Consider the following 13,325-nt stretch of genomic DNA (forward strand, 5'->3'; position numbering starts at 1 on the left):
AACTACGAAAGGTTGAGATGTTATGTCAGATCAATTTAACAGCCGCCAGGAACGGCGAAAAGCCCAACAAGGTAAAAGTAGGTCTAATACTCAGTCAAAACCCAAGAAAAAGAAGAAAATGGGGCTTTTCAAGAAAATTCTTTTATCAATTTTAATCATTGGTGTCCTCGGTTTAATTGCTGGAGGAGCCACATTTGCATTTATGATTGCTGATGCTCCGTCTCTTGACGAAGGAAAATTAAAAACCCCATACTCTTCCACGATTTATGATATAAACGGGAAAAAAATCGGGGAAATTGGATCAGAAAAACGGAAATATGTACCGATTAAAAATATACCCAATGTCGTGAAAAATGCCTTTCTGGCAACAGAGGATGCCCGTTTTTATGAACACCATGGAGTTGATCCAATTCGGATCGGTGGAGCCCTTATTGCTAACTTTGAAGGTGGGTTCGGTTCTGAGGGTGGAAGTACAATCACACAACAGGTTGTAAAGAATTCGTTCTTGTCCCATGACAAAACAATGAAACGTAAAGTTCAGGAAGTATGGCTTTCATTCCAGCTTGAGAGAAAGTATTCAAAAGACGAAATACTAGAAATGTACCTAAACAGGATCTTTTTCTCATCCCAAGCTTATGGTGTTGGAAAAGCAGCAGAATTGTTTTATGGGGTAAAAGATTTAAATGACTTAACGATCTCGCAAGCGGCAACACTTGCTGGCATGCCACAAAGTCCAAATAACTACAACCCTATTAAACATCCAGACAGAGCAGAAAAAAGACGAAATGTTGTTCTAAATTTGATGAAGCAAAATGGATTTATCTCAGAAGCAGACTATAATAAAGCAAAAAAAGTATCTGTAAAAAAAGGGCTTGTATCTCCTGAAAAATACGCAAAATCAGCTGGTAATAAGAAATACAATGCATTTATTGAACAGGTTGTTGAAGAAGTCCAAGAAAAAACGAATGTCAATCCTTTAACAGATGGATTAAAAATTTATACAACGATTGATACAAAGGCACAAGATTATGTAGATGAGATGATGGATGGAGATTCAGTACCGTACACCGAGAAAATGAAAGCTGGCTTAGTCCTGCTCGATACAAAAACCGGTGAAGTACGTGCAATCGGCGGTGGGCGCAATCGACCTGCTGGCGGATTCAACTATGCAACAAACCTTGAACGACAACCCGGTTCAACGATCAAACCGATCCTTGATTATGGACCTGTTATCGAACATAAAAAATGGTCAACTTATGAGCAGATTAAAGATGAACCGTACCATTACTCAACTGGACAGGAAATTAATAACTATGACCATAAACATAAAGGTTGGATAACAATGAGAAAGGCGCTTGCTGACTCGCGAAATATTCCAGCTTTAAAGGCCTTTCAGGCGGCCGAGAAGAAAAACGTTGCACAATTTGCAAAAGGTCTTGGTCTATCGATTCCTGAAGATAAATTATTTGAAGCCTATGCGATCGGCGGATTTGGAAACGGTGTGTCTCCTCTTCAAATGGCTGGAGCGTACAGTGCATTTGGTAACAATGGCTATTACAATACACCACACTTTGTAACTGCTGTAGAATTCAATGATGGTACAAAACTTGACTTAAAACCAGAAGCAAAACCGGCAATGAGTGATTATACCGCATTTATGATGACAGATATGCTCAAAACAGCTGTTAATTCTGGAACAGGAACACAAGCGCAAGTTCCTGGTGTTACTGTAGCTGGAAAGACAGGTACAACAAACTTTGATGAGGCTGACGTTAAGAAATACGGTATCAGTCGTGACGGTGCCAAAGATTCATGGTTTGTCGGTTATACACCGCAATATACAGCAGCGGTTTGGACTGGTAAAGAAGGTAGAAACTCGCTCAATCAAAGTGAACAACAAATCGCTAAACTATTATTTAAAAAAATTATCACAAAAGTTGATGATGGTAGCGGCTCATTTAAGAAACCGGACAGTGTCGTTGAAGCAACCGTCTTAAAAGGATCAAATCCAGCCGCTTTAGCAAGCAGCAACACTCCTGCTGATAAAAAGCTAACCGAGTATTTTGTTAAAGGAACAGAACCGACAACAGTTTCAAACAAATACGAGGAAAAAGAAGAAGATGTGAAAAAACCTTCTGGTTTGAGTGCCCATTATGATAAAGAATCAAACAGCATTAAAGTAACATGGTCATATTCAGGTGATGATGATGCATCATTTAAAGTCACGCAATCGGTTGATGGTGGCAAATCTAGCGAGATTCAAAACAGCAGTCAAACAGAAGCTGTCATCTCGAATGTAAAACAAGGATCTACCTACAGATTCGAAGTCACAGCTGTAACTGATGATGGTGAAAGTAGTCCTGCTGCAGTGACACTTAAAGTGACTGCTGGAGATGAAGATCAGGAAGACGATTCAAAAGCTGATCAAGATCAGCAAAAGCAAGAAGATGATCAGAAAAAAACCGAGGAAGACAAAAAGAAAAAAGATGATCAAAGCACAAAACAACCAGATCAACAGCAACAAAATCCCGGAGATAACTCTGATCAACAAAATCAAAACGGTTCACCTGACAAAGACAAAGTGGATGGAAGAAAAGAAGAGCCCGGTAGTGAACCAACTGATGGAAGTCCAAGCGACGACAATAAAAAAGATACTGGAGACAACTCAGGAGACTGATGAGCCTTGGACTTGGTCGAATAGAGCAACATTGTAAAAAGCCATGATTCAAGATGGCTGACTTTCAGCAAAAAGGGTGTCCAATAAGTCAAAATTCGACTTACTGGACACCCTATTTTTATATCAAAAAAGCTGTCCTGACTTTCTCGGACAGCCCTGTTACAATTTATTCATCACAACATATTTATAAAACTGCTTTTTCATTTCTGTGAATAATTCATCAAGCTGAATAAAACAATGGTATTGGGTCGGCTTTAACAAAATAAATTCGAGCCGTTCTGCCCAGTTAATTGGTTTAACAGGAAAGTTTTCTTGAATAAGCGTTTTCCAAGCCAAAGTTGTGACTGGTTTTCCCATCGTCCAGTAAAGGCTTGCAATAAAACAACAAACACCTGTTAACATTTCATCTTGACTACACCTTGATTTTCTTGTTTGAAAAACAGGAAGGAGCCGTTTTTTTCTTTCCTCCCACGTTTGAAACAAAAGCGGTACCCATTCTTGAGGATGTTCCCATGGTTTAACAGCTCCCTCTTTCAGAGAAAAATCGAAATAAAGCGGATTCTCTAACAGAATAACTCGGGTTTCTTGACTGTCTATGTTTTTCTCTCTTAATGTTTTTGCAAATGTATCTAGTAATAAATCATTTGTCATGGCCGTTTCACCAGCCCTTTTTTGTAACGTTTTTGTCCTTCTCGGCACAAAGAAAACAGCGGACATTCTTCACAGTTTGGTTTTTGTGCTTTACAATGGTACCTTCCGAAAAAAATCAGTCGGTGATGTGTTAGAGACCATTCAGATTTTGGGACTTTTTTCATCAGTGTTTTTTCTACTTCCGTCACTGAATCTTTCCAGCGGCAAAAACCTAACCTTTTAGAGACCCGTTCCACATGAGTGTCTACAGCAATCGCAGGAACACCGAATGCAACAGATACTACAACATTGGCCGTTTTTCTTCCTACCCCTGGTAGCTTTACTAATTCATCTCTGTCTTTAGGGACTTCCCCATCATATTCATCTAGAAGCATTTGACAAAGTTTTTGAATATGTTTTGCTTTATTGCGATATAACCCGATTGACTTGATATCCTGCTGAAGTTCTTCCAGGGAAACAGCCAAATAATCTTCTGGTTTTCTGTATTTTTCAAACAATGTTTTTGTCACTTTATTAACCAATGCATCTGTACATTGTGCGGATAAAGCAACAGCAATGACAAGCTCAAACGGATTTCCGTGAACTAGCTCACACTCTGCTTTGGGAAACATATCACCTATTGTTTCTAAACAAAACTCGATTTGTTTTTTCGTTAACATAACTTCACCTTTTCACTTTAATGATCAAGCCAATTGTAAAAAGGAACCTGCTTTGTATACTCCTTTTGCCCGCCCTTCTGAGTTGTCTTGCGCCTGAATTTTTGGCTGTAGTTGGCGGCTTGTTCTATTGTCATGATCCCATTTTTCTTCCATTCAAAAAGAATCCGGTCAATATAGCGGAAATTCAATTTTCCCGAAATAACTGCCTCTCTTAAAGCTTGTTTAATGAGGTGAACATCGTGATGATCCTGGTCAATCCAAATGCTAAGTGTCTCACATTCCAAAGGGGAAAGAGGCCTTGCAAACTCTTCTTCAAATATAGTATAAATGCTTTTCTGTTCTTCCTCTTGCTGCTCATTATATTTCTTTTTCTCAGCCAACTCAAGATAGTCAAACAGTTTGCTCCAAAGGGGCTCTAACGAGTACTTTTCATACTTAATCCCCTCTTGATCTTCACATTCTTCTATCAAAATCAACCCTTTTTGGATAAACACCCTTAGCATGTTCATACAATGTTCAGGTGGTATTGTCATCGTTTTGCATAATTCTTCTGGTGTCGGGAAAAAAGCACCTTTTTCAACATGCATTTTAATGTTTAAGAGCAGGATAAACTCTGTTTCATTCAGTCCAAGTTCCCGGTAATTCATGAAGAGTAGATTAGGAATGCTCATAGATCCCATTTCCTGCATCTTAATAAACTCCTGCTTTTTCATTTTGATACACCTCTCTTGTCCAGTATATCATGAATGACTGTGAAAAAGTCTCCTGTCATAACAGGAGACTTTTTCAAGTTAAGGATATAAGCGATTTAACAATCTAGGGAATGGAATCGTTTCACGGACATGGGGTGCACCGCTAATCCAAGCAACAGTTCTTTCCAAACCGAGTCCAAAACCTGAATGAGGAACTGAACCGTATTGTCGAAGCTCAGCATACCATTGATATGCATCAGATGCTAGACCGTGTTCTTTCAGTCGGGCTTCAAGCAGATCCTGATCGTGGATGCGTTCAGATCCACCGATAATTTCTCCATAACCTTCAGGGGCGATTAAATCGGCACAGAGTACAACTTCCTCCCGATCTGATGCTGGCTGCATATAAAACGGTTTGATAGAAGTTGGATAATGTGTAATAAACACAGGTTTGTCATAACTTTCAGCAATTGCTGTTTCATGAGGTGCTCCAAAATCGTCTCCCCATTCAATATCATCAAACCCTTTATCTTTTAGAAACTGAATGGCATCATCATAAGTGATGCGTGGAAATGGCGCTTTGATTTGCTCAAGTTTTGCCGTATCTCTTCCAAGTGTCTTGAGTTCAATTTTACAGTTTTCAAGCACACTTTGAACGATAAATGAAACATAGTTTTCTTGAATTTCCAGGTTTTCATCAAATTCAACAAATGCCATTTCAGGCTCTATCATCCAAAATTCAATCAAATGGCGCTTTGTTTTTGATTTTTCTGCCCTGAAAGTCGGTCCGAAGGAAAATACTTTTCCTAAAGCCATAGCCGCAGCTTCCATATACAGTTGTCCACTTTGTGATAAATAAGCATCCTCATCAAAGTACTTTGTAGCAAAAAGCTCTGTCGTCCCTTCTGGGGCACTCCCCGTCAAGATCGGAGGATCAACTTTTACAAACCCTTCTTTATTAAAGAATTCATATGTAGCACGAATAATTTCATTACGGATCTTCATAATCGCATGCTGTCGTTTGGAACGAAGCCATAAATGTCTATGATCCATCAAAAATTCTGTTCCATGTTCTTTAGGTGTGATTGGGTAATCTTTTGCTTCGTGAATCACTTCAAGTGAGGTTACAGCAAGTTCATATCCGAGCGGTGAGCGCTCGTCCACTTTGACAATCCCTTTCACATATAAAGAAGTTTCCTGTGTAACTGATTTAGCCATTTGAAACGTATCTTCATCTACTTCAGCTTTAACGACAACTCCTTGTATAAAACCCGTACCGTCCCTTAACTGCAAAAACGCGATTTTGCCGCTTGAACGTTTATTCGCAATCCAGGCACCAATTGTTACTTCTTCACCAACATGATTGTACACTTGGTTTATTGTTGTTTTCACTATCGTTTCCCTCCAAAAAACGAAAGAAATAGGTTCACGACCGATTTCTTTCTGACATCCATAACGTATATTATACCTTCTTTAAACAGATGTGGTCAATGTCTTCCCTAGCGACTATGCTCAGTGACAAACCGGTGAATGCGTTGAATCGCTTCCTCCAACAACGGAAGAGATGTAGCATATGACAACCGAATATTATCTGGTGCACCAAAACCAGATCCCGGAACAATCGCGACTTTTTCTTCTTCAAGCAACGCTTCCGCAAATTGATCTACTTCTGTAAATCCGCATGCTACAGCTGCTTTTTTCACATTTGGAAATAAATAAAAAGCGCCTTCCGGTTTTACACAAGTTAACCCAGGAATATCCACAAGTAGTTGGTACACTTTATCAAGCCGCTCCTCAAAAGCCTTTCTCATGTCTTCAACTGGTTCAAATGGTCCATTGTACGCTGCAATCGCGCCATATTGAGCAATAGATGTTGGATTTGATGTGCTATGGCTGGCAAGGTTTGTCATCGCTTTGATCACCGTTTGGTTTCCGGCTGCATACCCAATACGCCAACCTGTCATACTATGTGATTTCGACACGCCATTAATGATGATTGTTTGCTCTTTTAGCTGTGAAGAAAGCTGAGCGATTGACACATGTTTCTTCTCACCATAGATCAGTTTTTCATAAATTTCATCAGAGATAATCAAGATATTGTGGCGAAGACAAACTTCTCCAAGCGCTTGTAGTTCTTCTTCTGTATACATCATACCGGTAGGATTGCTTGGAGAATTGATAATCACTGCTTTTGTTTTATCTGTTACTGCACTTTCCAGTTGCTCTGAGGAGATCTTAAAGTTGTTTTTCTCCAGACCTTCCACAAAGACAGGGCGGCCTCCTGCGAGTTTAACCTGTTCTGGATAACTGACCCAATATGGAGTCGGGATCATCACTTCATCCTCTTCATCCAACAACACTTGAAAAAGAGTGTAAAGAGCATGTTTTGCACCTGTACAAACAATGATTTCTGACTGGCTATATTCGATTTGTTGATCGCGCTTAAATTTTTCGATAATGCTTTCTTTAAGGGCGGCAAGTCCACTTGAAGGTGTATATTTCGTGTGCCCTTCGTTCATAGAGCGGACAGCGGCTTCAATGATATGTTTAGGAGTGTTAAAATCGGGTTCTCCTGCGCCTAAACCAATCACATCATGCCCAGCAGCTTTTAATTCTTTTGCTTTTGCCGTTATGGCCAATGTTGCAGACGGTGTTAATGCTGATACTCTTTTAGCTAAATTCAACTCATTTTCCCCCTGACTTATCTTTAAGGCGTCATGTTTTTATGAACTTTTCCATTTGTAAAATCGACATAACTTAAACTATATTGATCATTTTGATTGAAGTAAGTCACTTCCCACAATAAAGTACTTCCTTCTCTGGCCAAATGAACTCCTTTTAGTTCAGATAAGTGACCTTGATCTTGAACCGTTTTAACTGCCTGTTTGCTTGTGATACCATCCTTGGCTCTTTTGAACATCAATTTTTGTTTTTTGTCAGCTGGAACCCAGACATAGATTTTCTCGTCTTTTTGATTTTCACCTTCAACAATATACTGTTTTTCTTTACCAACAAATGTTTCTACATTGTCAACTTGTTTTAGATCAGCTTTTTTCTTTGCGACTTCAACCGCTGATTGATGGCCGCTTTCTTTCTGGGCCATCGCTGTTTGATAGACATTTACACTTACAAGAAGAATCGCTACCAACATAATACTACCAAATACAAGTGTAAAAATTAATGTTTTTTTCCCCATTTTCTTCTCCTACGTTCTATAAATCGTAAATGTTGCTTTTTTTTGATCTTCTTCATTAAGGGCAAGGCCAAACATTAAATCATTGCGTTTAAGCGTCCGATTTAAAAGGTCAACGATTTTATAAAGGTCTTCTGAGTGTTGAACACTAACGGTTGACAGAATTTCAATTTTGCTATCCATTTTTCAGTACCTCCGTATCAAACAATAATTGTCATTCATACTTTTGCTGCTACAAGCCAAACTATTTGTTACAACGGATTAAACCGTTAAGATATAGCCAAAAAATAAAACCTAACCCACACCATTCATTTTAAGAGCCGCTATTCATGCGGCTTTTTCTTTTCTGAAAACTTCGCTTCCAATTCTGAAAAGATTGGTTCTAATACAGAAGCTTTAGGCAGTGCCTTCATAAAAACTTTGCCATAAGAAGAGGTTCGAATCCGACGGTCAAGAATGACAACTGTGCCACTGTCGTCTGCTGAACGTAAAAGCCTGCCAATCCCCTGTCTAAATGTTAGAACAGCTTCAGGCAGTGAGACCGTTTGAAACGGACTTTCTCCCTTTATCTTTGCCCTTTCACATTTAGCTGATTCCACCGGATCATCAGGTGGTCTGAATGGAAGCCTTGCAATGATCAGCATCGTCAATTCATCACCGGGAAAATCAACACCTTCCCAAAAATGATTTGTTCCAAGTAAAACAGCATGATGAAGCAGCTTAAATGATTTCATCATCTTGAGTGGACTTCCTCCGGTTATCCCTTGGGCAAGAATTTGGCAGGGTAAGTCTGAATCGTTTTTCAAAGTCTGATAAACATCGCGCAACATAGCATGGGATGTAAATAACACAAGCACTTTGACATTTTTCTTCATTGAAAATGTTTTGATGTAGCGGGAAATATCATCAATATAAGCTTGTTGATCATCGTTTTTAATCAGGCTAATTTCTTTGGGAATGATAATTTCCATGCGCTTTTCAAAAGAAAAAGGTGACTCGATTTGTAAAGTCCTTGGGTAAAAATCACGTAATCCGAGCTTTTTAATCATATAGTTGAATGAGTTTTCTACAACAAGTGTTGCTGATGTCAGAACAACACTTTTTTTACACGTGAAAAATCGATCGGCTAGTAATTCTCCTGCATCTAAAGGTTGAGCATAAACGGTGACCGCGTTTTTAGCTCCTTTTGCATCAATTTCAATCCAGACTACTTCATCTTCATTATTCTCAAAAAACAAATGACCCAGCTTTTTTTCGTATTCTTCCAGAAAGACCATACAAGAAAGATATTCTTCAAGAACAAACAATTGATGACTGGTAAATGAAGTTGTTTTTTCGTCTAATTGTTGTTTTTGTTCGGAAAACAACTGATGGAGCTCAACCAACATCGAGCACAGCCTTCCAGCCCCTTCTTGTAGACTTTGCCAGCTGCGAGATTCACTATATTGATCAACCTTATAAAGCAGACGGTTTAAAGTGTGGTTACGTTTCCTTCGCTTCACAAAAGAGTGGACAGATGTAAAAAACATATCGCTTTCTTCAAGCAGACATTCAAGCCATTCACTCAGTTTGAAAAAAGATTCTCTTGAAACATCGACAGCACGATACAAACGTTCAACTTTTCTGAGAAATCCTTGTTGTTTTAGAGTTCCCAGCTGCATCAATTTTTTATGTAATGAAACATAATCCACTCTTGTTCCATATTGTTCGCTTGCCACCCGTTCAAATTGATGTGCTTCATCAATAATGTAAGTATCTGCATGTTCCATTGGCAGTCCTTGATTGACCTCTTGAGATAGTAGCAGTGCATGATTCGTAATGATAATATCTGCAACTTTTGCCTTTTGTTTAGCTCTTTCATAAAAACAATATTCTTTTAACTGACCTTTTACAGGATGAGAGCGGGCAATTCGTTCCCAGAGAAACTTTCCTCCTGAAGGCATGTTAATTTCTGATAAGTCGCCGGTATTTGTATCTGTCAACCAAACCAGAATTTGCGCTTTTGCGAGAACTGAATCATAATTATCATCTTCTTCCTGTAAAACATGCTGAAATTTATCAATACATAAATAATGTGATTGTCCTTTTAAAACAGCAGCAGTGATCTTGTATGGAAAGATCTTTTCCAAGAGTTGAATATCTTTATTCAAGATCTGATCTTGCAGCAATGTCGTAAATGTACTGATCACAACCGGATTTTTGGTTGTTTTTGCATGAATAGTAGCAGGTACAAGATAACCAAGTGTTTTGCCGATTCCAGTTGCCGCTTCAATAAGTGCGTGTTCACGATTTACAAACGCTTGCCAGACCTCTTTCATCATTAACATTTGTCCTCTTCTATTTTCAAGCCCGGACAATAAAGAATGAAGCCCCTCTTCTGCTTCCCAAATCGGCTGATCAAACGATAATTCTTGTTCTACCATCGGTTCTTCTGGAAGTTCGGCAGGTGTTTTGATGACAAAAGAGCCTACTTTCATATAACCATCTTCAAGGTGATGATCCTTTTCAAAGATCAGCATATCTAGCAGTGGTTTCATATCGCTAATCAGATGCCAGCATAATCTTCTCATCCCTTTAAGAACTGGAAGCGGTAACGCCTTTAATCTGCTCATAATATGTAAAAAAATCATTGCGGTTACTTCCGCATCACTATCTGCTCGATGTGGATTTTCATGCTCAAGCTGAAGTTCTTCACTCAACTCGGTCAACTTATATCCATCAAAACACGGAAATACGATCCGTGCTAATTCTACCGTATCAAGAACATCACATTCAAGATGTGGAAAACCAGCCCGCTTTAATTCATGCTCAACAAATCCAAGATCAAAGTGAATATTGTGAGCGATAAAACAGCTTTCATGTAACAGTCTATAGATATCTTCAGCAATGGCTGAAAACGGCTCTTCATTTTCGACCATGTCATTTGTGATTCCTGTCAACTGTTCAATAAAAGCAGGAATAGGCTGATTCGGATTTACATATTTAGAGAAACGTTCGGTAATTTGTCCATTTTCAATCACAACCGCTGCAATTTGAATAATGTTGTCACCTTTTTTTGGTGAATTCCCTGTCGTTTCCACATCAATGACTACATAACGTTGATTGTTCATTAAATGGACACCTCAATTTTGATACGCTCGACAAAAGTGTAACACGTTTTCGAGATTTGAGAAATAAAAACCCCCATGTCTGGGGGCTATAAAATAGTGCGGGCTGGTTCGTGGCCAAGCATTTGCTCGATTTCGTTGTTTTCGTTCAAAATAGCAACCTTTGGTTTATGGGTTTTTGCTTCTTCTTCTGTCATTATCGCATATGAGACAATAATGACGACATCCCCTTCTTGAACAAGGCGAGCCGCTGCGCCATTCAGACAAATGACACCACTCCCTCTTTCTCCAGGAATAATATATGTTTCAAGACGAGCTCCATTATGATTATTGACAATTTGAACTTTTTCATTTGCCATCATTCCGACAGCATCTAATAGGTCTTCATCAATTGTCACACTGCCGACATAGTTTAAGTTGGCTTCTGTTACTCTTGCTCTGTGCAGTTTCCCACTCATTAATGTTCTGTACATCATTTGCCCTCCTTTCGACTTGGGATATCGATGATGAGATTATCAATTAAGCGGGCTTTAGAAAATTGTACAGCCACCGCTATGATACATTTCCCAGTCAAAGTTTCCAGACTCTCAAGGTCAGGATAGGAGTATAACTCAACATAATCAATCACGCCGGTTGTCTTTTCTAACATGGTACAAATCTGTTTTTTGATTACTCCCGGATCCCTTTCTCCACTTTGAATCAGTCGGGCACCTTGCTGAAGTGATTGGTAGAGAACAGCGGCCTCCTTACGTTCGGCTTCTGTAAGATAGACATTTCTTGAACTTTTAGCAAGACCATCCTCTTCCCGTACTGTCTCAACAGGGACAAGCTCAATATTCATGAAAAACTCGTTGATTAAACCATCGACAACAGCAACTTGCTGTGCATCCTTCCTTCCAAAATAGGCTCTTGTCGGCATGATCAGCTGGAATAGTTTTGTTAGCACAGTTGCCACACCGTCAAAATGTCCAATTCTGGAACGACCACAAAGGACATTTGTCCTTTTTTTAACATGGACAAGCACAGTCGATTCCTGTTTGTACATGTCTTCAACACTTGGCATAAACAAAATATCAACTCCGGCATTAGCCGCAAGATTTCGGTCTCTTTCTATGTCCCTTGGGTATGTCTCATAATCTTCCCCAGGACCGAATTGAAGAGGATTGACAAAAATGCTCATCACGACAATATCGTTATCTGTTCGTGCCTGTTTTGCAAGTGACAAATGACCGTCATGAAGGAAACCCATCGTCGGAACAAATCCGATTGTTTTTCCTTCTTTCTGATAATTTTTCATCAGCTTTTGGATATCTTTTGTTGTTTGGATCTCAATCATGCTATCTTCCTCCGTATAAACCTTCAAGCACTTGTTGATCGATATTGAAGGAGTGAACATCTTCAGGGAAAACACCATTTCTGACATCCATGACATATGACGAAAGTGCTACTTCAATCGTCTGATCAATTTGTGTGTACTGTTTAACAAATTTCGGTGTACGGCTGACACCATAGCCAACAACATCATGATAAACTAGAACCTGTCCATCCGTATTGGCACCTGCACCGATCCCGATGACAGGAATGGTCAATTGTGTTGAAATCAACTCTGCAAGTCGGGCTGGAACACATTCAAGAACAAGTGCGATTGCCCCTGCCTCTTCACAATGCTTACTGTCTTCGATCAGTTTTTGGGCGCTTTCTTGATCTTTTCCCTGTACTTTGTAGCCCCCTAAAACACCAACCGATTGAGGTGTTAAGCCTAAATGGCTAACCACCGGAATTCCGCCCCTTGTCAGTGCTGTAATCGTCTCAAATATACCTTCGCCACCTTCAAGCTTTAAGGCATCTGCCCCACTTTCCTGAATCATTTTCATTGCATTTTGGAGAGTGCTTTCCTGTGAGCAATGATAGGACATAAACGGCATGTCTGTCACAATAAATGTGTCCTTTGCTCCGCGTCGTACAGCTTTTGTATGGTGAATCATATCGGCGACTGTGACAGATACGGTCGAGTCCAAGCCGAGTACGACCATGCCAAGTGAATCACCGACAAGGATCATATCTACCCCAGCTTGTTCAGCAAGCTTTGCTGCTGGATAATCATAGGCTGTCACCATGACAACCGGTTCCCCCTGCTGTTTCATTTTTAAAAAATCAAGTTTCGTTTTCAAAGTTTCTCCTCCTCTTCTTTCAGAGGAGATGAGCTGCCAGCTATTTTTGGGCAATAAAAAACCTTCTGCTCAGAAGAAGGATTTTTAAAGCGCCGCTAATCGGCAAGAATCATCCCTCTGTCCCAGTCCTTTTTGGATCAAGGCAGACTTTTTCAAAAAAAATAAGTTCCAATCA

Annotated in this window: 12 protein-coding genes; 1 reads left to right on the plus strand and 11 read right to left on the minus strand. The window is 39.5% G+C overall.

From position 1 onward, the window contains the following. Positions 1–22: 22 nt before the first annotated feature. Complete coding sequence (locus PDT38_RS02715) at positions 23–2,677, plus strand: PBP1A family penicillin-binding protein (RefSeq protein ID WP_270798884.1); 2,655 nt, start codon at positions 23–25, stop codon at positions 2,675–2,677. A 159-nt stretch (positions 2,678–2,836) separates the two neighbouring features. Here PDT38_RS02715 and PDT38_RS02720 read toward each other — a convergent pair whose 3' ends face one another. The 11 genes from PDT38_RS02720 to panB form a co-directional block, all read right to left on the minus strand. After that, entirely contained in the window at positions 2,837–3,328 is a 492-nt protein-coding gene (locus PDT38_RS02720; RefSeq protein ID WP_270798885.1) for a YpoC family protein, read from the minus strand. Beyond that, the gene (gene nth, locus PDT38_RS02725; RefSeq protein WP_270798886.1) at positions 3,325–3,987 is read right to left on the minus strand and encodes an endonuclease III; all 663 of its coding nucleotides are present in this window, start codon (positions 3,985–3,987) and stop codon (positions 3,325–3,327) included. Before nth ends, PDT38_RS02720 begins: the two co-directional genes overlap by 4 nt. Positions 3,988–4,004: 17 nt before the next feature. After that, positions 4,005–4,700 (minus strand): DnaD domain-containing protein, encoded by a 696-nt coding sequence (locus tag PDT38_RS02730; RefSeq protein ID WP_270798887.1) that lies wholly within the window; start codon positions 4,698–4,700, stop codon positions 4,005–4,007. A gap of 78 nt (positions 4,701–4,778) precedes the next feature. After that, positions 4,779–6,071 (minus strand): asparagine--tRNA ligase, encoded by a 1,293-nt coding sequence (gene asnS / locus PDT38_RS02735; protein WP_270798888.1) that lies wholly within the window; start codon positions 6,069–6,071, stop codon positions 4,779–4,781. Between the two features lie 107 nt (positions 6,072–6,178). Further along, the gene (locus PDT38_RS02740) at positions 6,179–7,363 is read right to left on the minus strand and encodes a pyridoxal phosphate-dependent aminotransferase (protein ID WP_270798889.1); all 1,185 of its coding nucleotides are present in this window, start codon (positions 7,361–7,363) and stop codon (positions 6,179–6,181) included. 23 nt (positions 7,364–7,386) lie between these two features. Beyond that, positions 7,387–7,875, minus strand: coding sequence for a cell wall elongation/penicillin-binding protein regulator TseB (gene tseB / locus PDT38_RS02745; RefSeq protein ID WP_270798890.1), 489 nt, complete (start codon positions 7,873–7,875; stop codon positions 7,387–7,389). Between the two features lie 9 nt (positions 7,876–7,884). Next, the gene (locus PDT38_RS02750; RefSeq protein WP_172295322.1) at positions 7,885–8,055 is read right to left on the minus strand and encodes a YpmA family protein; all 171 of its coding nucleotides are present in this window, start codon (positions 8,053–8,055) and stop codon (positions 7,885–7,887) included. A 140-nt stretch (positions 8,056–8,195) separates the two neighbouring features. Next, positions 8,196–10,982, minus strand: a complete 2,787-nt coding sequence (dinG, locus tag PDT38_RS02755) for an ATP-dependent DNA helicase DinG (protein ID WP_270798891.1) — start codon at positions 10,980–10,982, stop codon at positions 8,196–8,198. An 86-nt stretch (positions 10,983–11,068) separates the two neighbouring features. Further along, positions 11,069–11,452: an aspartate 1-decarboxylase gene (panD, locus tag PDT38_RS02760; RefSeq protein WP_270798892.1), complete on the minus strand. Its 384-nt coding sequence runs from the start codon at positions 11,450–11,452 to the stop codon at positions 11,069–11,071. Continuing rightward, positions 11,452–12,315 carry a pantoate--beta-alanine ligase gene (gene panC / locus PDT38_RS02765; RefSeq protein WP_270798893.1) on the minus strand — a complete coding sequence of 288 codons (864 nt, stop codon included), beginning with the start codon at positions 12,313–12,315 and terminating at the stop codon, positions 11,452–11,454. Before panC ends, panD begins: the two co-directional genes overlap by 1 nt. A gap of 1 nt (position 12,316) precedes the next feature. Beyond that, complete coding sequence (panB, locus tag PDT38_RS02770) at positions 12,317–13,150, minus strand: 3-methyl-2-oxobutanoate hydroxymethyltransferase (RefSeq protein WP_270798895.1); 834 nt, start codon at positions 13,148–13,150, stop codon at positions 12,317–12,319. Positions 13,151–13,325 lie beyond the last annotated feature (175 nt).

Source organism: Bacillus changyiensis (genome assembly GCF_027706145.1).
GTDB lineage: Bacteria > Bacillota > Bacilli > Bacillales > Bacillaceae > Bacillus > Bacillus changyiensis.

Coding starts and splice junctions, on each gene's coding strand:
- PDT38_RS02715 (WP_270798884.1), top strand. CDS start 23: ATGTCAGATCAATTTAACAGCCGCCAGGAACGGCGAAAAGCCCAACAA.
- PDT38_RS02720 (WP_270798885.1), bottom strand. CDS start 3,328: ATGACAAATGATTTATTACTAGATACATTTGCAAAAACATTAAGAGAG.
- nth (WP_270798886.1), bottom strand. CDS start 3,987: ATGTTAACGAAAAAACAAATCGAGTTTTGTTTAGAAACAATAGGTGAT.
- PDT38_RS02730 (WP_270798887.1), bottom strand. CDS start 4,700: ATGAAAAAGCAGGAGTTTATTAAGATGCAGGAAATGGGATCTATGAGC.
- tseB (WP_270798890.1), bottom strand. CDS start 7,875: ATGGGGAAAAAAACATTAATTTTTACACTTGTATTTGGTAGTATTATG.
- PDT38_RS02750 (WP_172295322.1), bottom strand. CDS start 8,055: ATGGATAGCAAAATTGAAATTCTGTCAACCGTTAGTGTTCAACACTCA.
- dinG (WP_270798891.1), bottom strand. CDS start 10,982: ATGAACAATCAACGTTATGTAGTCATTGATGTGGAAACGACAGGGAAT.
- panD (WP_270798892.1), bottom strand. CDS start 11,452: ATGTACAGAACATTAATGAGTGGGAAACTGCACAGAGCAAGAGTAACA.
- panC (WP_270798893.1), bottom strand. CDS start 12,315: ATGATTGAGATCCAAACAACAAAAGATATCCAAAAGCTGATGAAAAAT.